Origin of the sequence: Nocardioides daejeonensis, assembly GCF_003194585.1 — a bacterium.
Classification (GTDB): Bacteria; Actinomycetota; Actinomycetes; order Propionibacteriales; family Nocardioidaceae; genus Nocardioides; species Nocardioides daejeonensis.
In genome coordinates, this window is the sequence record NZ_QHKZ01000007.1 from 85,033 (window position 1) to 107,492 (window position 22,460).

Here is a 22,460-nt window from a genome sequence, read left to right on the forward strand (position 1 = left end):
GTGTCCATCCCCGCAACCGAGGCGGTCACCAGCGGCATGCTGTCCCCGCTCCCGGTCTCCACCGCGACCAGCGAGGACAAGCAGATGTTCCTCGAGCTGATGGTCGCGCAGCTGCGCTACCAGGATCCGCTCAATCCGGCGGACTCCGGGGAGTTCCTCTCCCAGACGGCGCAGTTCAACGCGCTCGAGCAGATGACGAAGGTGGCAGAGCAGACCGCCACCCTGGTCGCCACCCAGCTGGCCTTCGGGGCCACCGGGATGATCGGCCGCGACGTCACCTGGGCAGCGGAGGACGGCAGCACGTCCTCGGGCCGCGTCGACGGCGTCACCTTCACCTCCGAGGGTCCGATGCTCCAGGTCGGCGGCGGCCAGGTGCCGCTCGCCCTCGTGCAGTCGCTCAGCGGCTCCGGCGCCACTCCGGCTGCTCCCGCCGCCCCGTCCACCGACACCACCACCCCGGCCTGAGCGCCGGTCCATCGAGAGGTAACACCATGCTTCGCTCACTCTTCGCCGGCATCAGCGGCCTGCGCGTCAACCAGACCATGCTCGACGTCACCGGCAACAACATCGCCAACGCCAACACCATCGGCTTCAAGTCGAGCGGCGTGGTCTTCTCCGACACCCTCAGCCAGATGCTGACCGGCGCCTCCGCGGCCGGCACCAACGCCGGTGGCACCAACCCGATCCAGGTCGGCCTGGGCGTGCAGCTGGCGGCGACCCGCACCAACTTCCTGCAGGGCTCCAACCAGACCACGGGCGGGCCGACGGACCTGATGATCCAGGGTGACGGCTTCTTCGTGGTGCGCGACGGCAACGAGCAGCTCTTCACCCGCGCCGGCGCCTTCAACTTCGACGAGACCGGCACGCTGGTGAACCCGACCGGCAAGCGCGTCCAGGGCTATGCGGTCGACGCCGCGGGCAACCACACCGGTGGTCTCATCGACATCACCATGGACACCAGCACCCTGCTTCCGCCGGTCGCCCCGGGGGTCGAGCTGACGTCGTACTCGATCGGCTCCGACGGCATCCTGCGTGGCGTCTTCTCCGACGGCGTACAGCGCAACATCGCGCAGGTCGCCATCGCGGACTTCAACAACCCGCTCGGCCTGGAGAAGGTCGGCGAGACGTCGTTCCGTGCCTCGGCCAACTCGGGGACGCCCGAGTTCGGCGTCGCCCGTGAGGGCACCCGCGGCGGCATCGTCGCCGGCTCCCTGGAGATGTCGAACGTCGACCTGGCTGCCGAGTTCACCAATCTGATCCTCGCCCAGCGCGGCTTCCAGGCAAGCTCGCGCGTGATCACCACCTCCGACCAGGTGCTCGAAGAGCTCGTCAACATCAAGCGCTGATCCGTCGAAGCGCCAGCTTCGACACGTTGAGACGCCAGCTTCAGCGTGCTGAAGCTGGCGTCTCAACGTGCTGAAGCTGGCGTCTCGACAGGCAAGGGTGGCGCCTTCCCCTCAGGTCACCGGGGCGGCTGCCGAAGGTAGGGGCGTCGGCCAGGGACGGCCGGCAGCCAGCACAAGGACGGTGCGCGATGATCACGCTGACTCGACTCTCCGGCTCGGAGTTCGTCTTGAACTCGGACCTCATCGAGCGGGTCGAGGAGACCCCGGACACGGTGGTCACCCTCGTCGACGGCAAGAAGTACGTCGTCGCGGAGACGCCCGCCGAGATCGTGCGGGCCGTGCGCGAGCACCGCGGCTGGATCATCGCCTTGAGCACCGGGCTGCCCAGTCCTGATGTCGAGCCGGAGCCGACCCATCTCGCTCCGGTCTCTGCCCTGCGCTTCGATGGCCAACGCTTCGACCAGCATCGGGAGGTGTGATGGATCCGGCAACCCTGGTAGGGCTGGGCTTCGCCTTCGTCATCATCCTGGTCGCGAACGTCATCGAGGGCGGGAACCCGGCGCATCTGCTCATGCTGCCGCCGATGCTGCTGGTCTTCGGCGGCACCCTGGGCGCCACCGTCGCGGGCGGAACCCTCGCGGACGCGAAGAACGCGGTGAGGTCCATCAAGCGTGCGTTCACCGCGAAGGTCGACTCCGGCACCGACATGATCCCCACGATCGTCGGCCTCGCGGACACCGCGCGCAAGGAGGGACTGCTCGCCCTCGAAGACAAGCTGCGCACGATCGACGACCCGTTCCTGGTCAAGGGAGTGACCCTGGCCGTCGACGGGACCGACCCCCAGGAGCTGCGCGACATCCTCGAGGGCGAGGTGCACGCCAAGCGACTGCAGGACAAGCAGAGTGCGAAGTTCTTCACCGATGCAGGCGGCTACGCGCCGACGATCGGCATCGTCGGCACCGTGATGAGCCTGGTGCACGTGCTCGGCAACCTCTCCAAGCCCGACGAGCTCGGCCACATGATCGCCGCTGCCTTCCTCGCGACGCTGTGGGGCGTGCTCTCGGCGAACGCGATCTGGCTGCCGATCGCCGCCAAGCTGAAGCGCCTCAGCGAGCTGGAGGCCTCCCGCATGGAGGTGATCATCGAGGGCATCGCCGCGATCCAGGCAGGTTCCAACCCGCGCGTCGTCGCCCAGAAGCTCCGCTCCCTGCTCCCCGACCAGCCCGACGCCGAGGCGGCTTGAGATGGCGCGGCGGCAGGTCGAGGAGGAACACGAGAACCACGAGCGCTGGCTGGTCTCCTACGCCGACATGATCACGGTCCTCATGGCCCTCTTCATCGTCCTCTACGCGATGAGCCAGGTCGACGAGACCAAGTACGAGGAGCTCAAGCAGAGCCTGCGCGCGGGCTTCGGTCAGAGCGGCGCGATGATGCACGAGCAGCGGAGCGTGCTCGACGGCCAGGGGCAGACCGCCATGTCGGCGATGCGTCCCGAGGCCGAGATGTCGTCGCTCACTCCCGAGCAGGTCCGCATCGTCGACCGGGCCATCACCCGCAAGGAGCAGCTCGCGCAGGAGCAGCGGGCCGCCGAGGTCGACCGTGAGGTGAGCCGCCTCCAGGAGGTCCTCTCCCGCCTCAAGAAGGCGTTGGAGAAGCGCGGACTGCAGGACGACGTGCGGGCCAGCATCGACGACCGCGGCCTGGTGGTCAGCCTGGTCTCGCGACACGTCGTCTTCGACGCCAACCTCGCCTCCCTCACCGAGCGTGGCCGGGCAGTCATCGACACCCTGGCACCGGTGCTCCGCGACCTCCCCGACGCCCTGCAGATCGACGGCCACACCAACCAGGTCAAGGTGAAGCCGAAGTTCTTCGCATCCGACTGGGACCTCTCGGCGGCCCGTGCCATCACCGTGCTGCGGCACCTCAACGAGGTCGGGCGGATTCCGGCCGACCGGCTCTCCGCCACCGCCTACGGGATGGAGCGCCCCCTGGTGGATCCCACCGAACCGGGGTCCCAACGCATCAACAAGCGGGTCGACATCGTCGTGCTCACCAGCCTGCCCCCGGAGTCGCGGGAGCTGTTGAGCGAATACGGATTCGACCGCGACGGCACAGTGCGAGGAGAGACCTCATGACCATGACAGCAGTCCGGCCCGGCCAGGACGCCGAGACGGCCGAGACGGAGCCGAAGAAGTCCAAGCGCACCCTGATCATCGTCCTGGTGGTCGTGCTGCTCGCCGGCCTCGGCGGGGCTTACCAGTTCCTGCTCCGCCCCAGCGGCGACCAGGAGCCGAAGCCGGGGCTGGTCGTGCCCCTCGAGGCGGTCCAGATCAATCTCGCCGGCGGCCACTACCTCCGCCTCGGCCTCGCCCTCCAGGCCGCCGAGGGCGCCGAGGAGGTCGAAGGAAGCAAGGCGCTCGACGCCGCGATCGAGCTCTTCTCCGGCCGGAAGGTCGCGGAGGTCTCCGACCCGAAGCAGCGCGGCGCCCTGAAGGAGGAACTCTCCCACCAGGTCCGGGAGCTGTACGACGACGAGGTCCTGGAGGTGTACTTCACCGACTTCGTCACCCAGTAGGAGCATGACCACGCCGACAAGATGACCCAGGTGGGCCATAGGCCCCGGGACCCTTGGTCCCCTGACCGGACGAACCCACCTCCCTTCTGCTCAGGTGCCCTCGGCGTACGCCGATCGGGGGCCCGTGAACCGGACCCTGACAGCGTCCGCGACCTCGGGCGGTGGTCGCGCACGACGGCGCGCCGCGAGGACGCAGCCCACGCCGTACGACTTCCGACGGCCGATCCAGCTCTCGCGCGAGCACGCGCGGATCCTGCAGATGGGGTTCGACAGCCTCGCCCGGCAGACCACCACGCTCTTCACCTCCTCGCTGCGCACCGTCTGCGAGGTGACGCTGGTTGGTGTCGAGCAACAGTCGTACGCCGAGTACATCGAGTCGCTCGGCGCGATGACCTACATGACGAAGTTCACCGTCGAGCCCATGCCCGGCGTCGGCGTGATCGAGTTCCCCCTGGTCGCGACGATGTCGTGCATCGATCACATGCTGGGCGGATTCGGCGCCGTCGACCAGCCGGATCGTCCCCTGACCGACATCGAGACGGGCGTCATCAACGGACTCGTCGAGCGCCTGCTCGGTGAGATGCGCTACGCGCTGGCCGGGATCCTGCCGCTCGAGCCGGTCGTCGTCGGCCACGAGTACAGCCCTCAGTTCGCCCAGATCGCCGCCGGCTCCGACGTCATGGTCGTGGCGACGTTCACCCTGGCGATCGGCGAGCGCTCGCACCGACTCACCGTCTGCCTCCCCTTCGCCGGCCTGCTCCCCCACCTCACCTCGGCGGCCGCCCCCGCCCCGGTGTCGGAGCGGGAGCGCGCCAAGCGGGACCGCTCCGCAGCCCTGCTGCGCACGCAGTTCGACAAGGTCCCGGTCGACATCCAGGTCCGCCTCCGCCCTACCCGCGTCACCCCCGAGGTGCTCTCCGGGCTCGCACCGGGCGACGTGCTCCGACTCTCCCACCCCGCCGCCGCACCGCTGGACGTGTGCGTCGACGACACCGTCTTCGCGCACGCCACCCCCGGCGCGCGCGGCCCCCGCATGGCCGCCCTCATCGTGGGCACCCCCCAGGAGGAATCATGACCGAGCTGACCGGAACCGACCTGGCCCAGGCGGCCGCCGAGGCAGCCGCCGTGGTGCTCCCGGCAGCGATGCCGCTGACCGCTGCGGGCGCCCAGCCGGGAACCTCCGAGGTCGCCTCGCTCTTCGCCGGCGCCGTGGTCGCCGACCTGCCGGGGGCGGGCCGGATCGCCCTCCTGGTCGGCGAGGACCTGGTCGCCGCCCTCGCCTCCAGCCCACTCGGCGGACTCGACCTCGCCGCCGCCACCCAGCCCGCGGTGGACGCCGTCGCCCACGTGCTCGGCCTGACTGCGGACGCTGCGCGCCAGGTGGAGACCGCACTGGTCGTGGGCGACCTGGGTGGTGCGTTCACGACGGTGCCGCTGGTCGGCGCCGGCATCGACGCCGCCGTGCTCGTGCCCGACGCCCTGCTCGCGCCCAGGCCGGCGCCCACGCCGACCTTCGCGCCAGTAGCCGCAGAGGTGCCTGCGACGGCGACGCCGGCCGCGCCGCTGCCTACGTTCGGCGCAGCCACCGCCCCGGCGGCGACGCTGTCTGCACCGGTGCGCGGGATCGAGATGCTGCACGGGGTCGACATGGAGGTCACCGTCGAGCTCGGGCGCACCCGGATGACGGTGCGCGACCTGCTGGCGCTCAGCCCCGGTGCCGTGCTTGAGCTGGACCGCGCTGCGGGCAGCCCCGCCGATCTGCTGGTGAACGGGCGGCTCATCGCTCGCGGCGAGGTCGTCGTCATCGACGAGGACTTCGGCCTGCGCATCACCGAGGTGCTCGACGACTCCCAGGCCGGTTGAGGCAGTACCGGCCATGCTCGAACTCACCCTCCGCCTGATCGCCTCGCTGGCGGTCGTGGTCGGACTCCTGGTGCTGCTGGCCCGCTTCGGCGGGAAGCGGTTCCGTGGCGGCCCGGGGGCACCGGTCCAGGTGCTGCACCGACAGCCCCTGACTCGGACCTCCTCGATCTCCGTGGTCGCAGTGGGCGACCGGGTCCTGGTGCTGGGGTGCACCGAGCAGCAGGTCAACGTGCTCACCGAGCTCGACCCCGACCAGGTCGGCGGCGCCGAGCTCACCCTCCTTCCCGGGCTGGCGGCGTCGCCGGACGCGGTGGACGCAGTCGCGTCGCAGGAGGACTTCGCGACCACTCTCGCGCAGGTCACCGCACCGGCGCAGGCGGCCGAGCCGCGACGTACCGCGGGAGCACACCGGGCTGTCGCACGGTCGACGGCCGCAGGCACCCTCCAGGGCTCGATCCTCTCGCCGCAGACCTGGCGGCAGGCGCTCGCCGCCGTCGGCCGGCGGGCCTCATGACCCGCCGTCTGCTCCTCGTGGCGGCAGGATTGATCGTCGGCCTGACTGTCCTCCTGGGGGCGAGCCCCGCCTCCTCGGCCCCCTCGTACGCCGCCCCGACGTACGCCGCGACCCCGGTGGCCGCGACCCTCCCCGCCTTTCCTCCCGACGGCCCGGACGGCCCGGCAGGCCCCGACGGTCCGGGCAACGACACCTCGGTGACCATCGACCTCGACGGACTCACCGACAAGCCGACCACCTCGGTCACGCTGATCCTCACGATCACGCTGCTGTCGCTGCTGCCGGCGATCCTGCTCACCTGCACCAGCTTCACCAAGATCCTCGTGGTGCTCAGCCTGACCAGGAACGCCCTCGGGTTGCAGCAGACGCCGCCCAACCAGGTGCTGACCGGCCTGGCACTCTTCCTCAGCCTCTTCATCATGAGCCCGGTGCTGTCGTCGATGAACGACCAGGGAGTCCAGCCCTACCTGGAGGGGACCAAGACCAGCGCCGAGGCGTGGCACGACGGGGTCGAGCCGCTGCGCGACTTCATGCTCGACCACACCGGCGACTCCGAGATCCAGCTGTTGGTCACCGTCTCGGACCGGGAGCAGCCGCAGAGCCGGGCCGACATCGGCATGACGACCTTGGTTCCGGCGTTCGTGCTGAGCGAGCTCAAGCAAGCGTTCATCATCGGCTTCGTCATCTTCATCCCGTTCCTGGTGATCGACATCGTCGTCTCCGGAGCGCTGATGGCGCTGGGCATGATGATGATGCCGCCGGTGATGGTGTCGCTGCCCTTCAAGCTGCTCCTCTTCGTGCTGGTCGACGGCTGGGGGCTGATCATCAAGTCCCTGGTAGCGAGCTACGGATAGCCGGCCATGACCGATACCCAGGTCATCGAGATCGCGCTCCAGACGATGCTGGTGGCGTTGAAGCTCTCCGCCCCGATCCTCGCCACGTCACTCGTGATCGGCTTCGTCATCTCGCTCTTCCAGTCGATGACGCAGATCCAGGAGTTCACGCTGGCGTTCGTGCCGAAGCTGATCGGCGTCGGGGTCGCCCTGCTCTTCTGTGGCAACTGGATGCTGCACACCCTCGTCAACTTCACCCAGCAGCTCTTCGAGAAGCTGCCCACCTTGCTGGCCTGAGCCCATGACCATCACCCTCGCCGGAGACGCCCTCGTCGGCTACCTGATGGCCTCGGTCCGCATCGTGGCCTGGCTCGCGATCGTGCCGCCGTTCTCCGGCCGGGCGGTACCGGCTGCGGCCAAAGTGCTGCTCGCGCTCGGCCTCGCCTTCGCCATCGCGCCGTCGGCGCCGGGCGGCGAGATCGCGACGGGCGCCCCGGCACTGATCCTGACCACCCTCACCCAGGTGCTGATCGGGCTGGGCATGGGCTTCGTGACCTACCTGCTCTTCCAGGCGATCGCTACCGCCGGCAGCCTCGTCGACCTCTTCGGCGGCTTCGCGCTGGCGCAGGGGTTCGACCCCTTGGCGATGAACATGAACACCGTCTTCGGCAAGTTCCACCAGATGATCGCCACGATGCTGCTCTTCGCCACCGGAGGCCACCTGCTGGTCATCGGCGGGCTGCTGCGCACCTTCCACTTCCTCCCGATCGGGCAGAGCCCGGACATCTCCGGGGCCCCGGATGTGCTCATCACCGCCTTCGGGATGTTCTTCACCGTCGCCGTGCAGATCGCGCTGCCGCTGATCGCGGTGCTCTTCATCACCGATCTGGGCTTGGCTCTTCTGACCAAGGTGGCGCCGCAGCTCAATGCGATCAACGTGATGTTCCCGGTCAAGATCGGGCTCACGCTGCTGCTGCTCGGGCTCAGCCTGCCGGCGCTGCCCACCGCGATGGAGCGACTGGTCGAGCTTGCCAACGAGGCGATGGCGACCCTGGCGGGACGGGGGTGAGTCATGAGCGGCAGTAGCGGCGAGAAGACCGAGAAGCCCACCGAGAGGAAGCGCAAGGAGTCGCGCAAGGAGGGCCAGGTCCCCCGTACCCAGGAGCTCGGCGCCTGGGCCACGGTGCTCCTGCTCGCACTGGTGATGCCCTCGCTGATGGGCCGGGAGATCGGTGCGCTCCGCGACCTGCTCGGCCGGGCCTTGCGTACCGCGGAGCAGCCGTCGATCGCGGTCGCGATGCAGTTGCTCCGCGACGGGCTGCTGCACTGCCTGATCGCCCTGGTGGTGCTGGGCGCCGGGATCATGGTGCTCGGTGTCGCCGGCGCGGTCGCCCAAGGCGGCTTCTTCCTCGCCACCAAGGCCGTCAAGCCCAAGTGGTCCAAGCTCAACCCCATCCAGGGCATGAAGCGGATCTTCGGCGGCCAGGCGCTCTGGGAGGGCGCGAAGATGCTCATCAAGAGCAGCCTCGTCGGCATCCTCGTGTACGCCGCGGTGCGCTCGATGCTGCCGTTGCTCGGCGGCCTCGTCCCCATCTCCCTGGTGCTGGAGATGGTCGGCGACCACGCCCAGGCGCTGATCCGCAACATCGCGCTCGCCGGTCTGGTGATGGCGGGCGCGGACTACCTGATGACCCGCCGCCGGATCGGCAAGCAGACCCGGATGACCAAGGACGAGGTGCGCCGGGAGCACAAGCAGAGCGAGGGCGACCCGATGCTCAAGAGTGCGCGTCGCTCGCGGGCGCTGGCGATCTCCCGCAACCGGATGCTGGCCGACGTCTCGACCGCCGATGTCGTCCTCGTCAACCCCACCCATGTCGCGGTCGCCCTGCGCTACGAGCCGGAGCGCGGCGCCCCGCGGGTGGTGGCCCGGGGGGCCGGAGCGATCGCGGCGAAGATCCGCGAGCGCGCCGCCGAGCACGACGTGCCCCTGGTCCGCGACGTCCCGCTCGCCCGGGCCATCCACTCCTCGACGGAGGTCGGCCAGGAGATCCCTGCGGAGCTCTTCGCCGCCGTCGCCCACGTGCTGGCGTTCGTGATCAGCCGGCGTACGCGCGGCTTCAAGGGCGGCACCCACCGCAGCCCGCGGCGCGAGGCGGAGCTGCCCGCCGTGCCGGCGATCGGCCGGCGAAGGAAACCCTCAACTCCGGTGGCGGCCGGCCGATGAGGATCCCGACGCCAGGAGGGCGTCGGGATCGGCCACGGACGGCCAATTGCGACCCGACGCTCCAGGAAGGCGACGCGGAATGCCCGTGAAGCAGCTCAACCAGCTCGCGGTGCCGATCGGCATCGTCTTCATCGTGGTGATGCTGGTCGTCCCGCTGCCGCCGGTCGTGCTGGACCTGCTGATCGCCCTCAACATCACCATCGCGCTGCTGGTGCTGCTGACCGCGATGTTCGTACGCCGCCCGCTGGATTTCGCCGCGTTCCCTGCCGTGATCCTGGTGATGACGCTCTTCCGGCTGGCGCTCAACGTGAGCGCGACCCGGCTGGTCCTGTTGGACGGCTATGCCGGCAAGGTGATCGACACCTTCGGGCACTTCGTGGTCGGCGGCTCCCTCATCGTGGGCCTGATCATCTTCGTGATCCTGCTGGTGATCCAGTTCGTGGTGATCACCAACGGCGCCGGGCGCGTCGCCGAGGTCGGTGCCCGTTTCACCCTCGATGCCATGCCCGGCAAGCAGATGGCCATCGACGCCGACCTCAACTCCGGTCTCATCGACGAGGAGGAGGCTCGGCGGCGTCGGGCCGAGGTGCATGCTGAGGCCGACTTCTACGGCGCGATGGACGGCGCCTCGAAGTTCGTGAAGGGCGACGCCATCGCGGCGATCGTGATCACCCTGATCAACCTGCTCGGCGGCTTCGGTGTCGGTGTCGCCCAGCTCGGCATGCCGATGGACGAGGCGGTGCAGACCTACAGCCTGCTGTCGGTCGGCGACGGCCTGGTCTCGCAGATCCCCGCGCTGCTGCTCTCGGTCGCGACCGGTCTCATCGTCACCCGCAACACGGGCGACGAGGACATGGGCTCCGACATCATGAAGCAGATCGGCGCCAACCGGATGCCGCTGCGCATCGCCGGCTTCGCGGCGTTCGGGCTCTGTCTGATCCCGGGCCTGCCCAAGATCCCGTTCCTCCTGGCGGGCGGGGCGATGCTGCTCGCCTCCTCACGGGTGGTCGACCCCGACCCGGAGACCGAGGCCGGCCCGCTCGCCGTCGAGGCGGCGGCGAACCCCGACGCTCCCGAGCTCATTGCCGCAGAGATCCAGGTGGATCCGCTCGGCCTCGAGCTCTCCGCCGACCTGATCGACCTCGTCGACACCGCCTCGGGCGGCGATCTGCTCGACCGCGTGAAGGCACTGCGCCGCAAGGTCGCCGGCGACATCGGCATCGTGGTTCCTCCGGTGCGCACCCGCGACAACCTCGAGCTGCCGCCCTCCACCTATGCGATCTCGCTCTTCGGCGTGGAGGTCGCCCGCGGCGAGGCCCCGCCCGGCACCGTGCTGGCGATCGGAGAGATGCTCGGCTCGCTTCCCGGGCAGCCGACCCGCGAGCCGGTCTTCGGGCTCGACGCCAAGTGGATCCCGGCGAACCTGCGTCATCAGGCCGAGATCAGTGGGGCCACCGTGGTCGACCGCGCCTCGGTCATCACCACCCACCTGGCCGAGGTGGTCACCACGCACGCCGGCCGGCTGTTGGGCCGCGAGGACGTGCGGCTGCTCACCGACGTCGTGAAGCGGACCCACCCGATCGTGATCGAGGAGCTCACCCCCGCCCAGCTGACCCTGGGCGAGGTGCAGCGGGTGCTCCAGGCGCTGCTCGACGAGTCGGTGCCGGTGCGCGACCTGGTGCGGATCTTCGAGGCGATCTCGCTGCGGGCCCAGACGAGCAAGGACCCCGACGCCCTCGTCGATGCGGCCCGGGCCACCTTGGGTCCGGCTCTGGTGGCGCCGTACGTGCACGACGGCGCGGTGCACGTGATCAGCATCGACCCGCTCCTCGAGCAACGGATGCTGGAGGCGCTCCGGATCACCGATCAGGGCGCCGTCATCGCCCTCGACCCGGCACTGGGGCAGCACGTGCTCAGCGATGTCGCGCGGCTCGCCATGGAGGTGGAGAACCAGGGCATCCGCCCGGTGCTGGTCTGCTCGCCGCAGATCCGCACCGGCGTGCGGCGGATGCTCGCCGGCACCCTCGACCGGCTCCCGGTGCTCGCCTACAACGAGCTCTCCACCACCGCCGGCGTCCGCTCGGTGGGTGTCGTCGCCGGCACCCCCACCCTCACGTCCAGCTGAGGCCGGGCTCGTAGCCCTGCACGAACTCAGTGAGCCGGGCGAGCTGGTCGGGGTCGGTCGAGGGGATGACACCGTGACCGAGGTTGAAGATGTGTCCCTTCGCCGCCCGGCCGGAGCGGATCACCGCAGCCGCACGCTCCAGCATCACCTCGGTAGGGGCGAAGACCAGGGTCGGGTCGAGGTTGCCCTGCACTGCGCGGTCGCCGACCTGGCCGATCGCCTGATCGAGCGGCGTACGCCAGTCGACTCCGACGACGTCGGCCCCGGCCTCCCCCATCGCTCCCAGCAGGTTGCTGGTGCCGACACCGAAGTGGATCCGGGGTACGCCGAGCGCCCCGGCCTCGCCGAGGACCCGGGCGGAGTACGGCATCACCGAGGCGCGATAGTCGTCGGGCGTGAGGGCTCCGGCCCAGGAGTCGAAGAGCTGGACTGCACTCGCACCGGCGGCCACCTGCACCGCGAGATAGGCGCTCGCGATCCCGGCGATCTTCTCCATCAGCGCCGCCCAGACCTCGGGTGCGCCGAACATCATCGCCTTGGTGCGGGCGTGGTCCTTGGAAGGGCCGCCCTCGACCAGGTAGGAGGCCACGGTGAAGGGGGCGCCGGCGAAGCCGATCAGCGGCGTACCGCCGAGCTCGGCGACCAGCTGGCGCACCGCCTGGGTGATGAACGGGACGTGTTCGGGGGTGAGGTCGGGGATCGCCGCGACGTCATCGAGCGTGCGCACCGGCGAGGCCACCACCGGACCGACGCCGGCCACGATGTCGAGATCGACACCGACCGCCTTGAGTGGCAGCACGATGTCGGAGAAGAAGATCGCCGCGTCGACGCCGTACCGGCGCACCGGCTGCAGCGTGATCTCGGTGACCAGGTCGGCGTCCATGCAGGAGTCGAGCATCCCGATCCCCTCGCGCACCCGGAGGTACTCCGGCAGGGAACGTCCCGCCTGCCTCATGAACCACACCGGGGTGTGGCTCGGCTGCTCGCCGCGGGCGGCGCGCAGGAAAGCAGAGTCGGCCAGTCGAGGATCAACGGTCGCGGTCACCCGACCATCCTTGCAGGTCGTGCCGAAGGACTCCCGCGCCGTCGGCTCTGTCCGGTCTGTCCACCTCTCTGACGGCGTGGCACCTCCTCGACGCCGGGGCTGCGGCATACCCTGACGGCATGGTCGTCCGTCAGGAGACGCGCCCGGAACGGGAGGCGTCACCCCAACCCGAGGTGTTCCGCACGGCCGCATCCTCCCTCCTCTCCGCCCGGCTCCGGCCCGAGGTGTCGGTGGAGCCGATGCCGGCGCCGCAGCGGATCGCCCCCTGGGCGACCGCGCTCTCCGCCGACGTGGAGGTCGACGACGAGGAGCTCGCAACCGGGCGGATCATCCTGCTGCACGACCCCCACGGCAACGACGCCTGGGGCGGGACCTTCCGCTTCGTCAGCTACGTCCGGGCCGAGGTCGACCCGGTGCTGGCCACCGACCCGATGCTCGGCGCCGTCGGGTGGTCCTGGCTGACCGACGCACTCACCGCCCACGGCGCCGACCACAGCGCGCTCTCAGGCACCGTCACCCGGGTCTCGGTCGAGAACTTCGGCACGATGGCCGAGGAGGAGACGACCGCTCAGGTGGAGATCCGTGCGTCCTGGACGCCGGACGTCGACGAGCGGGCCACGACGGCCGATCTGCGCCATCATGTCGAGGCTTGGGGGGAGCTGCTGTGCACCGCCGTCGGGCTGGAGCCGCTCCCGGAGGGGGTCACCATGATGGCGCCGCGGCGCGGGCAGCGCGGCTCGTGACCGCTCCTGACGTCGACGACCAGCCGCCGGCTCCCCTGCTGACTCTGACGGACGGGCCGCAGCCTGTCGTCAACACCGACACCGAGCTCGCCGAGGTGTGTGCACGGTTCGCCGCCGGCACCGGCCCGGTGGCGATCGACGCCGAACGGGCGTCGGGCTACCGCTACTCCGCCCGCGCGTATCTGATCCAACTGCGTCGCGAGGGGTCCGGCACCGCGCTGGTCGACCCGACCGCCTTCGCCGACCTCACCGACCTCCAGGCGGCCACGGCCGGCGAGCAGTGGATCCTGCACGCTGCAACGCAGGACCTCCCCTGTCTGCGCGAGGTCGGCCTCGACCCCAGCAGCCTCTTCGACACCGAGCTGGCAGGTCGGCTCCTGGGCTATCCGCGGGTGGGCCTGGCGACGCTCGTCGAGTCCCTGCTCGGGCTGCGGATGCGCAAGGAGCACTCGGCTGCCGACTGGTCCAAGCGCCCCCTCCCCGAGCCCTGGCTGGAGTACGCCGCCCTCGACGTCGAGCCGCTCGTCGAGCTGCGCGCGCTGCTCACCGAGGAGCTCGAGTCCAGCGGGAAGGACGAGTGGGCCCGCCAGGAGTTCGCGCATCTGCTCGGATTCCAGCCGACGGTGCGCGCCGAGCCCTGGCGGCGGACCTCGCAACTCCACCGGGTGCGCGGCCGGAGAGCCCTCGCCGCCGTGCGCGCGCTGTGGACGACCCGCGACACCATCGCGCGCGACCGCGACGTGACGCCGGGGCGGATCATTCCCGACTCCGCGATCATCGAGGCTGCTCTCGGGATGCCCGGATCGCGCGGTGCGCTGCTGTCGCTGCCCGGCTTCAAGGGGCGCGGTGCCGAGCGTTACGCCAACCGATGGATGACCGCGCTCCAGGAGGCAGCTGCCCTGCCCGAATCGGAGCTCCCTCATCGGAACCCCCGCAGCGACGGCCCGCCCGTTGCCCGCGCGTGGGCCGACAAGGACCCCGTCGCCAGTCAGCGCCTGACCTTGGCCAAGGAGTCTTTCGCCGCCCTCTCCGAGGAGTGGAACACCCCGGCCGAGAACCTGCTCACGCCCGACACGATGCGACGCGTCCTCTGGACCCCTCCCGCCACCCGCGACGAGGCCGAGCTCAGCATCGAGATCCGCACCGCCCTACGTCACCTCGGCGCCCGCGCGTGGCAGATCGACCTCACCGCCCCGCTCCTCGTCGCCGCCGTGCTCGGCGCCGACACCTGACGCCCGGCGCGTGTGGATTCCCCGCCCGGGCGGGGAACTTGTCTCTTGTAGGCCGTAGCTACGCACACCAAGCAACAGTTTTCGTCACACAGTCGGGCGGCAGGCACCCCGCAAAGGGGGGACGGCGACACGCGTCAGTCGGCGCTGGGACTGGCCGAGGTGGGCGTGCTCGACGGGGTCTCCGCCGGCGACGAGCCGCTCGGGCTCTCCCCGTCGCCCGGAGCATCGCTGGGCGACTCCTCCTCCGGGGGCGACAGGATCCCCTTGGAGGTCTCGTCCAACTCCTCCGCTGCGGTCTTCAGGTCCTCCAGCACGCGGGCGTAGAAGAGGGCGTGCAACTGCCGGTGCAGGGCATCGTCGAGCGCGGCCCACGACTCCAGCGCGGGCGGTGTGACGATGTCGCGGATGCTGCGGTTGAAGACTTCGGCATGTGCCGGGAACTGGTCGCGCTGCAAGAACGAGTCGGACTCGGCGACCTCGTTGTTGGCGGGCACGAGATAGCCGGCAGCAGCAACCTCGGCGACCGACTCGGGTGAGATCGCGTGCACGATGAAGTCGGCCGCAGCAGAGACACTCGTCGGGTTCGCCGACATGCAGAGACCGCTGACGTCGCCGATGGTGTGCTCGTTGTCGAGGGCCGGCATCGGCATCACGTCGAAGTTGAGGCTCGGCGTGCTGCGCAGCAGCGGCACCAGGTTGCGGTAGCCGGCGATCATGCCGAGCTTGCCGGTCGTGAACCGGTCGAGGGCCGACTCCTTGCGCAGCTGCTTGGGCGTGGGCGTGATCTGGTTGTCGCGCAACACGTCGAGCACCGTGCCGAGGGTCTTGAGCGTGTCCTCCTGCGCCAGCGCCAGGGAGGTGGGGGCGGCGTTGTCGTCGAAGAGCTCGCCGCCTCCGGAGTAGATGAACGGGGCGATCCCCTCGAGCGTCGGCTCGATGTGGACGCCCTTGGCTCCCGGTCGGCTCGCCGCGAACTGGGCTGCCGCGGTGAACTGCTCGAAGGTCCAGAAGTTGTAGGAGCGCGGCGCCGGAAGGTCCTCGGCACGCATCGCCTGCCAGTCGATCAGGTTGGTGTTGAAGTAGATGACCATCGGGGAGACGCCGTACGGCATGCACTGCAGCTGTGAGTTGCCGGAGAACGCCGCGATCGCGTCGCGCTTGTAGTCGTCGCCGAAGGAGATGCCGCGAGCGTCCAACAGTTCCTCGATGGGCTGGTTGAAGCCACCGTCCATCACGGTGCCGAGGTCGCGGCGCGAGAGCAGGTAGATGTCGGGCGGGTTCTCGCCAGTGACCCGGTCGATGGCCTCCTCTTCGTTCTTCACCGCGTCGAGGGTGACCTTGACGGTCTCAGTGGAGGCGTTGAAGCGGTCCACCGTCTCCTGCATCGCCTCGACCTCCTCCTGCGGGCCGTAGGCCATGAAGGTCAGCTTCACCGGCTTCTTCGTCGTCCCGACCGGATCGTGGACCGGAGGGCCGCCATCGCTCTGGCAACCGACCACCAGCGTCCCGAGCAGCAGCAGCCCCGCTGCCATCGACAATCGTCGCCTCACGCCTGCACGCCTCTCGCTTCACCTACTTGCCGAGCCCACACGATATCGGGCCCGTCACCGGCCTACCCTCCACCGGCGTAGGAAAACGACTCAGATCGGCAGATGCAGGCGGGCCGCGGCGACCACTGAGGCGAAGATCTCAGGTGCGAGCGCGGCGCCTTCACGCCGTACGCCGGCACGGGGGATCCGCAGCAGCCGGTTGAGCCGCACCTCGCTCGGCCGCCCCTCTCGGTCCCACGCTCCGACACCGACATCCATCCACAGCCGGCCGGCGAGCGCCTCCTGCTCCGCATCGCGATCGTGGTCTTGCGAGGTCAACTGCAGTGCGAGCCAGTGGTCGCCGTCCTGGGCGAGCACGAGCACGGGACGGTCCTTCCCCTGCCGTGGGTCGTCCTCGTAGGGCACCCAAGCCCAGACGACCTCACCGGGGTCGGGCTCTCCGTCGGCCTCCGGCGCATAGGTCGCTCGCGGTCCCTGGTCGGTCATGACCCGCATGCTACGGCGCAGGCGGCCCGACTCACGTGTGCGGTGCTGCTGGCGGCGGCCGGACCAATCGCGGCAAGGATGCACATCCGGGTTGGTCACGGCGTTACCCTGGAACCGCACGTCGGGCCGCGGCAGCCCCGGGTCCCAAAATAAGCCGCTACGAGCGGCCACGCGCCGTGAGGCGCTCCCGGTCCGACGTGCTCCAAGCCCGCCAGACGCGCTCGAAAAGACGAGCCCGCGGCTCAGCCGGCCAACTCCAGGCGGGCAGCCTGCTCCAGCTGATCGGCCATCTCGGCCATCAGAGCCGCCGGTCCCCGGCGCGCGGGTACGCCGCCACCCACCGGCTCCGTTCCGCGGCCGGCAGCCACGACACGGGCGAAGGCCGCTGCCCTCAGCAGTACGTCGCCGAACTCCGAGTGCGCGATCCCGCGCAGCACCTGGTCGACCATCGCCCGCAGCTCCTCGGGACCGGGCGGCTCGGCGACCCCCGCGACCACGTGGTCGGCCTGCGCTATGTGCCGGCCGGCGTCGAACTGACGCGCGGCCTCGAGCGGCTGAGCATGCACCCACTCGCGCAACAGATAGAGCCGCCACAGCGAGCCGGCAGAGGTGGTCGGCGGTGCCGCGGCCCACAGCTCGGCCAATGCCTCGAGTCCCTCGTCCTCAGCCAGGTGCACCAAGCGCTCGACGAGCTCGGCGTCGTCCGACCCACGCGCACCACGCACCAGCAGCTCCGCCGTACGCTCGGCCAGCTCGGCGACGACTGCTGGGTCGGCAGCGCCCTCGATGGCGTCGAAGAAGGCCTCGCCAGGCGTCGTCGGGCGGTGGTGGGGTCGAGTCACCCCGCCACACTACGTCCCCCTACGTCAGCCGAGAGCCTTGCGGATCCGGGCGTCGGAGACCGGCTCCTTCGTGCCGAGCTGCTGGGCCCAGAGCGAGACGCGGTACTCCTCGAGCAGCCACCGTGCCCGGCGCAGCTCGACACCGGGCGGTCGCCCCTGCGGCAGCGCGGAGATCCGGTGCTCCCAGGCCACCTGCAGCTCACCGATCTGATCCATCAGCTGTCGGTCCTTCGCCAGCTGCGACTCCAGCTTCTCCCGGCGCAGGAGCACCGCTCTCAGGTAGCGCGGCAGCTCGCGAAGCCGCGGTACCCCTGCCTCGGCGACGAAGCCGCGGTGCACCAGGCGGGCCAGCTGCCCGCGCATGTCGGTCAGGGCAGGCAGCACCTGCAGGTCGGCGCGGCCGGAGAGCTCGCGGTCGGCAGTGCGCCACAGCTCAAGCACGGCGAAGACGTCGTGCAGCACAGCACGGGTGCGCGCCTCCACCTCCCCCGGCCTGAGGACCTCCGCCACCAGCGCCTCCCACTCCGCGTCGGAGCGCACCGGCGGTCGCGCATCCACCGCCTGCAGGAGTACGGCGCCCCGACAGTCCTCCAGCAGCTCGGCCACCGACGGGTAGGGCGAGCCGGCCAGCTGCAGCTTCTCGGCGTTGCCGAGCGAGCCGGTGATCGCCTTGACCGGCGAGGGCGTGTTGAGGAGCAGCAGCCGGAGCACCCCGAGGCGGTGCCGCGCCTCCTGCTCGTCGGCGGAGCCCACCACCTGGAGCCCGACCGCACTGCCTTCGTCGACCAGGGTCGGATAGCCGCGTACCTCATGACCCGCGCGCACCGTGGTGAAGGAGCTCTCGATGCTGCCGAAGGTCCAGGCCGTCTGCCCGGTGACGGTGATCCCGGAGTCGGCGGCGGCTTGGGCCATGGCCTTGGCGAAGGTCGGCCGCAGCGGCTCCTTGAGCGCCTCCAGGTCCTTGCCCCGGGCGCGCACCGCACCCTTCTCGTCCACCACCTTGAAGGTGGGCCGGAGGTGATCGGGCACCTTGCTCCAGTCCCAGGCGTCCTCGGGCACCGCGACACCTGTGGTGCTGCGCAGCCAACGCGTCAGGGCCACCAGTAGCGGCTCCTCCCCCGGCGGCACTGCTGCCAGGAACTCGCGGGCCTTGTTGGGCGCGGGAACGAAGTTGACCCGCAGCTGCTTGGGCAGGCTCCGGATCAGGGCCGTCACCAGCTCCTCGCGCAGACCTGGAACGTTCCAGCTGAACTGGTCGGCCTCGACCTGGTTGAGCGTGGCGACAGGCACCTCGACGGTCACGCCGTCGTCGTCGGCACCGGGCTCGAAGTGATAGCTCAACGCGAACGTCAGACCGGCGTCGGCAGCACCAGCAGCACCGGCACTGGCCGACTGCCACGCCGTCGGGTAGTCGGTGGCCCGGACCTCGTCGGCAGTGCCGTGGGTGAGCATCTCAGGGTCGAAGGTGAGCAGGTCGGGACGCTTCTGCCGCTCTCGCTTCCACCACTGCTCGAAGTGAGCACCGCTGACCACGTCGGCCCCGATCCGGGCATCGTAGAAGTCGAAGAGCGTGTGCTCGTCGACGACGATGTCGCGGCGTCTGGCCCGGTGCTCGAGCTCCTCGGCCTCGTCCAGGAGCCGTTGGTTCTCGACATAGAACCTGTGACGACCGGACTCCAGGGCCGGCCAGTCGCCGTACATGAGGGCGTGCCGGATGAAGAGCTCCCGGCTGAGCTCGGCGTCGATGCGGCCGTAGTTGACCAGGCGATCGGCGACCAGCGGTACGCCGTAGAGCGTCACCTTCTCGTGCGCGAGGACGGCCGCCTGCTTGCGCGACCAGTGCGGCTCCGAGAAGCTGCGCTTGATCAGGTGGACACCGAGCCGCTCTGCCCACTCCGGCTTGATCGCGGCGTTCTGCCGCGCCCAGAGTCGCGAGGTCTCGACGAGCTCCCCGGCCATCAGGAACTGCGGGTTCTTCCCCTTCAGCCCCGATCCCGGGAAGATCGCGAACCGAGCCCCCCGAGCGCCGAGGTACTCCCGCGGACCGCGCCGTCTCTCCGGCCGCTGACCGGGCTGGGGCTTGTCCCGCTCCTCGAGCAGGCCGATGTGGGAGAGCAGCCCGGAGAGCAACGCCTGGTGGATGCCATCGGCGTCCACCTCGCTGTCACCGCTGGCGGCCGCACCGATGTTGACCTTCATCTCCTTGCAGACCTGGCGCAGCTGCGACTCGAAGTCCTGCCACTCCCGCACCCGCAGGTAGTTGAGGTGCTCGCGCTTGCACATGCGCCGGAACGCCGAGGAGGAGAGCTCACGCTGCTGCTGCTTCAGGTGTCGCCACAGGTTGAGCCAGGTGAGGAAGTCCGAGGTCGGATCGGTGAAGCGGGCATGCAGCTGGTCGGCCTGCGCGCGCTGCTCCTCGGGCCGCTCACGCGGATCCTGCAGCGACAGCGCTGCGGCGATCACCAGCACCTCGCGGACGCAGCCGAGTCGCTCCGCCTCGAGGATCATCCGCCCCAGCCGGGGATCGATGGGGAGCCGCACCAGCCGACGGCCGAGCCCGGTCAGCCGTGGCCCCGGCGTACGACGGCCCCGGCGGCCCTCCGACCGCGGGGTCTGGCCACGCGGGCTCTCGCTGACGGTCTGGATCGCACCCAGTTCCTCCAACAGCTGGGTGCCGGCGGCGACGTTGCGCTTGTCAGGCGGCTCGACGAACGGGAAGCGACCGAGGTCGCCGAGCCCGAGCGAGGTCATCTGGAGGATGACCGAGGCCAGGTTGGTGCGCAGGATCTCGGGATCGGTGAACTCCGGTCGTGACGCGAAGTCCTCCTCGGAGTAGAGCCGGATCGCGATACCGGCCTCGACGCGACCGCATCGGCCCGAGCGCTGGTTGGCCGAGGCCTGGCTGATCGGCTCGACCGGGAGGCGCTGCACCTTGGTGCGCAGCGAGTAGCGGCTGATCCGGGCGACCCCGGAGTCGATCACGTAGCGGATGCCCGGCACCGTCAAGGAGGTCTCGGCGACGTTGGTGGCCAGCACCACGCGGCGTACCCGGGAGGAGGTGGGCCGCTCGAAGACCCGGTGCTGCTCGGCGGCTGAGAGCCGGGAGTACAGCGGCACGACCTCCAGCAGACCCTGCCCGCTCCGGTCCAGCGGCGCCAAGGCGTCGGCCGTGTCGCGGATCTCCCGCTCGCCGGGCAGGAAGACGAGGATGTCGCCGGGCCCCTCGGCGCTGAGCTCGCGGACGGCCTCGACGATCGCCTCGGTCTGGTCGCGTACGACGACCTCGCCCTCCTCGTCGACCTCCCCGGTGGTCGAGCCTGTCGAGCCCCCGGTGGTCGAGCCTGTCGAGCCCCCGGAGGTCGAGCCTGTCGAGACTCCGGTGGTCGAGCCTGTCGAGCCCCCGGAGGTCGAGCCTGTCGAGACCAGAGGCCGGTACCGGATCTCGACCGGGTACGTGCGCCCGGAGACCTCGATGATCGGCGCCGGCCTGCCCGAGCGGTCGGCGAAGTGGGCGGCGAAGCGCTCGGGGTCGATGGTGGCGGAGGTGATGATGACCTTGAGATCGGGCCGCCGCGGCAGCAGCCGCTTGAGGTATCCGAGGATGAAGTCGATGTTGAGACTGCGCTCGTGTGCCTCGTCGATGATGAGGGTGTCGTAGCGCTTGAGCTCACGGTCACGTTGCAGTTCGGCCAGCAGGATACCGTCGGTCATGACCTTGATCCGCGACTGCTTCGAGGTCTTGTCGGTGAAGCGCACCTGGTAGCCGACGAGGTCGCCCAGGCCCTCGCCGAGGCCGTCGCCCTGGAGCTCCTCGGCGATCCGCTCCGCCACAGAGCGAGCAGCGATCCGCCGCGGCTGCGTGTGACCGACGAGGCCGTCGTGGCCGCGGCCGAGCGCGAGGCAGATCTTCGGCAGCTGGGTGGTCTTGCCGGAGCCGGTCTCACCGGCCACGATCACGACCTGGTGGTCACGGATCGCCGCCGCGATGTCGTCACGGCGGGCACTGACAGGGAGCTGGGGCGGGAAGGTGATCTGCACGATGGGCTCGATTCTTCCCCATCACCCCGACTTCCCCGCCCGGGAGTCATCCGTCGCGCTAGCTTTCCCGCGTCGAGCGCGCGGCGCCCGACGCGGGAGCGGCGAGCGCATCAGCGAGGATCCGCGCGTGATCGAAGGCGAGTCCCTCGGCAAGTGCCTGCTCGACCGGCATCCAGCGCGCCTCGGCGGCGTCGTCGGCACCGAACACGTCCGGAAGGATCGCCAGCCGGGTGGTGAACGCGATCGTCACCACCCTGCCGCGGCGCGGATCACGCCCGGGAGCGCCGTACGCCCCGAGCTGGGTGACGTCGGCGACCGCGAGCTCCAGGCCGGTCTCCTCGGCGAGCTCGCGGACGGCGGCGTCCGGCAGATCCTCGTCGGTCTCGACGAAGCCACCGGGCAGCGCCCAGCTGCCGGCATACGGCGGGCGACCGCGACGTACCAACAGCACCTGCCCGCCGGGGGCGAACGCAACCACGTCGACAGTGACCAGGAACGGCTGCACAGGACCTCCTCGGACGGACAAGGACGTCATTGTCCCGCACTCACAGGGAGCCGGGGGCGAGCACACAGCCGAGCCACAGGGAGCGACAGCACGCTCGTGCCATGGACAACGAGAGCAATCGACCCGACACCCAGCCGCCCGGAGGCACCGAGCCCGGCGAGCCGCCCACCGCCGAGACCACCGCCCAGACCGGCGACGAGGCCGGCAACCGGCTCCGGCCACGGCTCCGGGACCGGGCGTGGGGCTGGCGCACCGTCGCCGCCACCGCCCTGGTCGCCCTCCTGGTCGGCGGAGCCGGTGGCGCCACGATCACGAAGCTTGCGGGCGACGACGATCACGGGCGTCCGCAGATGGGCCGTTTCGCGCCCCCTGGCGACCGATCGGGCGACCGTCCCGGCTTCCCCGGACGCGGCGACCAGGGCACGCCGCCCGACGATGGCCGGGTCGACCCCACGACGCCGCCGAGCACCGAGGAGCAGGACGGCTCGGGAACCACGAACTCCTAGGGAACTCACAGCATCCGCACAGGCAGCATCCAC

Annotated in this window: 23 protein-coding genes; 17 read left to right on the plus strand and 6 right to left on the minus strand. The window is 70.2% G+C overall.

Features of this window, described 5'->3' with window-relative positions:
* The 14 genes from DNK54_RS17360 (at position 1) to flhA (ending at position 11,480) form a co-directional block, all read left to right on the plus strand.
* Positions 1-465, plus strand: coding sequence for a flagellar hook capping FlgD N-terminal domain-containing protein (locus DNK54_RS17360; protein ID WP_110208263.1), 465 nt, complete (start codon positions 1-3; stop codon positions 463-465).
* A 26-nt stretch (positions 466-491) separates the two neighbouring features.
* Positions 492-1,346: a flagellar hook-basal body complex protein gene (locus DNK54_RS17365; RefSeq protein WP_110208264.1), complete on the plus strand. Its 855-nt coding sequence runs from the start codon at positions 492-494 to the stop codon at positions 1,344-1,346.
* Positions 1,347-1,534: 188 nt separating this feature from the next.
* Positions 1,535-1,825 (plus strand): flagellar FlbD family protein, encoded by a 291-nt coding sequence (locus DNK54_RS17370; RefSeq protein ID WP_110208265.1) that lies wholly within the window; start codon positions 1,535-1,537, stop codon positions 1,823-1,825.
* Complete coding sequence (locus DNK54_RS17375) at positions 1,825-2,589, plus strand: flagellar motor protein (RefSeq protein WP_110208266.1); 765 nt, start codon at positions 1,825-1,827, stop codon at positions 2,587-2,589. The genes DNK54_RS17370 and DNK54_RS17375 overlap by 1 nt, the downstream gene beginning before the upstream one ends.
* 1 nt (position 2,590) lies before the next feature.
* On the plus strand, positions 2,591-3,481 hold the full coding sequence (locus DNK54_RS17380) for a flagellar motor protein MotB (RefSeq protein ID WP_110208267.1): 891 nt from the start codon (positions 2,591-2,593) through the stop codon (positions 3,479-3,481).
* Positions 3,478-3,921 (plus strand): flagellar basal body-associated FliL family protein, encoded by a 444-nt coding sequence (locus DNK54_RS17385; protein ID WP_110208268.1) that lies wholly within the window; start codon positions 3,478-3,480, stop codon positions 3,919-3,921. Before DNK54_RS17380 ends, DNK54_RS17385 begins: the two co-directional genes overlap by 4 nt.
* A gap of 124 nt (positions 3,922-4,045) precedes the next feature.
* On the plus strand, positions 4,046-4,996 hold the full coding sequence (locus DNK54_RS17390; protein WP_239460157.1) for a flagellar motor switch protein FliM: 951 nt from the start codon (positions 4,046-4,048) through the stop codon (positions 4,994-4,996).
* Positions 4,993-5,784, plus strand: a complete 792-nt coding sequence (fliN, locus tag DNK54_RS17395) for a flagellar motor switch protein FliN (protein WP_110208270.1) — start codon at positions 4,993-4,995, stop codon at positions 5,782-5,784. The genes DNK54_RS17390 and fliN overlap by 4 nt, the downstream gene beginning before the upstream one ends.
* A gap of 13 nt (positions 5,785-5,797) precedes the next feature.
* Complete coding sequence (locus tag DNK54_RS17400) at positions 5,798-6,298, plus strand: flagellar biosynthetic protein FliO (RefSeq protein ID WP_110208271.1); 501 nt, start codon at positions 5,798-5,800, stop codon at positions 6,296-6,298.
* The gene (fliP, locus tag DNK54_RS17405) at positions 6,295-7,152 is read left to right on the plus strand and encodes a flagellar type III secretion system pore protein FliP (protein ID WP_110208272.1); all 858 of its coding nucleotides are present in this window, start codon (positions 6,295-6,297) and stop codon (positions 7,150-7,152) included. The genes DNK54_RS17400 and fliP overlap by 4 nt, the downstream gene beginning before the upstream one ends.
* 6 nt (positions 7,153-7,158) lie before the next feature.
* Positions 7,159-7,428 carry a flagellar biosynthesis protein FliQ gene (fliQ, locus tag DNK54_RS17410; protein ID WP_110208273.1) on the plus strand — a complete coding sequence of 90 codons (270 nt, stop codon included), beginning with the start codon at positions 7,159-7,161 and terminating at the stop codon, positions 7,426-7,428.
* A 4-nt stretch (positions 7,429-7,432) separates the two neighbouring features.
* Positions 7,433-8,200 (plus strand): flagellar biosynthetic protein FliR, encoded by a 768-nt coding sequence (locus DNK54_RS17415; protein ID WP_110208274.1) that lies wholly within the window; start codon positions 7,433-7,435, stop codon positions 8,198-8,200.
* A gap of 3 nt (positions 8,201-8,203) precedes the next feature.
* The gene (locus DNK54_RS17420; RefSeq protein WP_110208275.1) at positions 8,204-9,355 is read left to right on the plus strand and encodes an EscU/YscU/HrcU family type III secretion system export apparatus switch protein; all 1,152 of its coding nucleotides are present in this window, start codon (positions 8,204-8,206) and stop codon (positions 9,353-9,355) included.
* A 79-nt stretch (positions 9,356-9,434) separates the two neighbouring features.
* Complete coding sequence (flhA, locus tag DNK54_RS17425; protein WP_110208276.1) at positions 9,435-11,480, plus strand: flagellar biosynthesis protein FlhA; 2,046 nt, start codon at positions 9,435-9,437, stop codon at positions 11,478-11,480.
* Here the strand turns inward: flhA and hemE are convergent.
* Entirely contained in the window at positions 11,467-12,525 is a 1,059-nt protein-coding gene (hemE, locus tag DNK54_RS17430) for a uroporphyrinogen decarboxylase (protein ID WP_239460158.1), read from the minus strand. The two genes, flhA and hemE, sit on opposite strands and share 14 nt — an antisense overlap.
* A 119-nt stretch (positions 12,526-12,644) precedes the next feature.
* Here hemE and DNK54_RS17435 point away from each other — a divergent pair, with 119 nt between their 5' ends.
* Together DNK54_RS17435 and DNK54_RS17440 are read left to right on the plus strand one after the other, a co-directional pair.
* Positions 12,645-13,268 (plus strand): DUF3000 domain-containing protein, encoded by a 624-nt coding sequence (locus tag DNK54_RS17435; protein WP_110208278.1) that lies wholly within the window; start codon positions 12,645-12,647, stop codon positions 13,266-13,268.
* Positions 13,265-14,500, plus strand: a complete 1,236-nt coding sequence (locus DNK54_RS17440; RefSeq protein WP_110208279.1) for a ribonuclease D — start codon at positions 13,265-13,267, stop codon at positions 14,498-14,500. Before DNK54_RS17435 ends, DNK54_RS17440 begins: the two co-directional genes overlap by 4 nt.
* A gap of 134 nt (positions 14,501-14,634) precedes the next feature.
* Here DNK54_RS17440 and DNK54_RS17445 read toward each other — a convergent pair whose 3' ends face one another.
* The 5 genes from DNK54_RS17445 to DNK54_RS17465 form a co-directional block, all read right to left on the minus strand.
* Entirely contained in the window at positions 14,635-16,050 is a 1,416-nt protein-coding gene (locus DNK54_RS17445; RefSeq protein WP_162602525.1) for an extracellular solute-binding protein, read from the minus strand.
* 90 nt (positions 16,051-16,140) lie between these two features.
* A complete protein-coding gene (locus DNK54_RS17450) occupies positions 16,141-16,536 on the minus strand; it encodes a type II toxin-antitoxin system PemK/MazF family toxin (protein ID WP_110208373.1) in 396 nt (131 codons plus the stop codon).
* Between the two features lie 242 nt (positions 16,537-16,778).
* Complete coding sequence (locus DNK54_RS17455; RefSeq protein ID WP_110208281.1) at positions 16,779-17,378, minus strand: hypothetical protein; 600 nt, start codon at positions 17,376-17,378, stop codon at positions 16,779-16,781.
* Positions 17,379-17,402: 24 nt separating this feature from the next.
* Positions 17,403-21,416 carry an ATP-dependent RNA helicase HrpA gene (gene hrpA / locus DNK54_RS17460; protein ID WP_110208282.1) on the minus strand — a complete coding sequence of 1,338 codons (4,014 nt, stop codon included), beginning with the start codon at positions 21,414-21,416 and terminating at the stop codon, positions 17,403-17,405.
* Between the two features lie 58 nt (positions 21,417-21,474).
* Positions 21,475-21,921: an NUDIX domain-containing protein gene (locus DNK54_RS17465; protein ID WP_239460159.1), complete on the minus strand. Its 447-nt coding sequence runs from the start codon at positions 21,919-21,921 to the stop codon at positions 21,475-21,477.
* Between the two features lie 101 nt (positions 21,922-22,022).
* On the opposite strand from DNK54_RS17465, the gene DNK54_RS17470 reads away from it, so the two are divergent.
* Positions 22,023-22,427, plus strand: coding sequence for a hypothetical protein (locus tag DNK54_RS17470; protein ID WP_110208284.1), 405 nt, complete (start codon positions 22,023-22,025; stop codon positions 22,425-22,427).
* Positions 22,428-22,460 lie beyond the last annotated feature (33 nt).